The organism is Micromonospora sp. NPDC048843 (genome assembly GCF_040649965.1).
Taxonomy (GTDB): Bacteria; Actinomycetota; Actinomycetes; order Mycobacteriales; family Micromonosporaceae; genus Micromonospora; species Micromonospora hortensis.
In genome coordinates, this window is record NZ_JBEZGJ010000391.1 from 1 (window position 1) to 1,088 (window position 1,088).

The following is a 1,088-nucleotide window of genomic DNA, read 5'->3' on the forward strand; positions in this document are numbered from 1 at the left end:
GGAACCTCTTGCTGCGGATCGAGTTTGCGCTTTCGCTGCTGCGGTGCCGGGTCACCGGGTGACCACACCGGCAGCTGGTCGGGCTCGACCAACGTCCATTCCTCGATCCAGGGCAACTGCCACACCTGCCCGGCCAGCGCGCCGACCACATCGCGATAGCGGCGGATCTCGGCCGGGATCCGGCCCGGCCGCACCGCGACGGTCACCAGGCCCAGCACCTCACTCGGGCCCGCCAGCCCGGCCCGATGCTGGCGCAGCAGATCGTGGCCACGCGTCAGACCGGCGATGGTCTCCCGGGCGACCAGCACCACGAAAGGTGATTCACGTTCGAACACACCGGGCCAGCGCCGGTGCGAATCCGCCGCAGGCGCAAGCACATGCGCGAGGGTACTGGCTCCGGCGCCACCGTGCACCCCCAGCAACCACACCAGCGGAGCCCTGCCGGCGCCGGGAACCGGGCGGTCCCAGATGAGGGCACGACGAGACTCCGGCGGGGCGACAACGCCTGCCGCAGGAGGGTTTTCGGATGGACGAGGTTCCTTCATGGCCGCCGTCATGATGCCATCCCCGTCAGCAGTTGCCGGTACGCCCTCTGCGTTTCGGCGTCGAGTGCGTTGTGGCGCACCAGTTCTCCGCGCGCCAGCTGGGGATCGTAGGGAATCTCGCGAATATCGCGCACCCAACCGGTGGCCAACGGGCTCAAGGTCGGCGACGATGTGCGCCAGTTCGGTGTCCAGGTCGGCAAGGTCGAGGGCATCTCCCTCGACGGCGCCCTGGCGCGAGTCCGGTTGTCGCTGAAGACGAATGCCCCGGTCTACGACAACTCACATCTGGCCATCCGATATCAGAACCTCACCGGCCAGCGCTACGTCGATCTGCAGCAGGAACCGAAACCCGGGGCCCGGCTGCCGGGCGGGCGCACCGTAGGCATCGACCACACCGTGCCGTCCTTCGATGTGACCAGCATGTTCAACGGTTTGAAACCGGTGCTGGCCACCATCTCCCCGGAGGCGATCAACCAGTTCAGCGCCAGTATGGTGGCGCTGATCGAGGGCGATGACACCCAGGTCGAACCGGTGCTGGCCGCG

2 protein-coding genes are annotated in these 1,088 nt (G+C 67.8%); one reads left to right on the forward strand and one right to left on the reverse strand.

The genetic code is table 11. The annotated features are described in order from the left end of the window. On the reverse strand, window positions 1-557 hold a 557-nt coding region (locus AB0C20_RS36325; RefSeq protein ID WP_357569736.1), incomplete at its 3' end, for a hypothetical protein. A 129-nt stretch (window positions 558-686) separates the two neighbouring features. Here AB0C20_RS36325 and AB0C20_RS36330 point away from each other — a divergent pair. After that, on the forward strand, window positions 687-1,088 hold a 402-nt coding region (locus AB0C20_RS36330), incomplete at its 3' end, for an MlaD family protein (RefSeq protein ID WP_357569737.1).